The sequence below is a fragment of the Cobetia sp. LC6 genome (assembly GCF_030264805.1).
Lineage (GTDB): Bacteria > Pseudomonadota > Gammaproteobacteria > Pseudomonadales > Halomonadaceae > Cobetia.
In genome coordinates this window covers 1-259 of the sequence record NZ_JASSPL010000053.1, presented here as the reverse complement: position 1 = coordinate 259, position 259 = coordinate 1, and the positions used below count along the sequence as shown (strand labels likewise).

General features: G+C 62.2%; 1 protein-coding gene. It reads left to right on the top strand.

Going from position 1 to position 259, the window contains the following annotated elements:
* Positions 1 to 259 (top strand): Ig-like domain-containing protein (locus tag QQF40_RS17080; protein WP_285462043.1); only part of this gene is annotated, 259 nt, incomplete at both ends.

Here is a 259-nt window from a genome sequence, read left to right as displayed (position 1 = left end):
GACGCCGACGCTGACCGGCAGCGCCGAAGCCGGCAGCACCGTCACCATCACCCACAACGGCGAAGTCGTTGATAGCGTGACAGCCGATGCCAATGGCACCTGGAGCTATACCCCGAGCACTGATCTCTACGACGGTGATCACGTCTTCAGCGTTACCGCGACTGACGAAGCCGGCAATGTGAGCGCGCCGTCTGGCGAGTTCACGCTGACAGTTGATACTTCAGCACCGGATGCGCCGGTTCTGTCCGAGACCGATGGC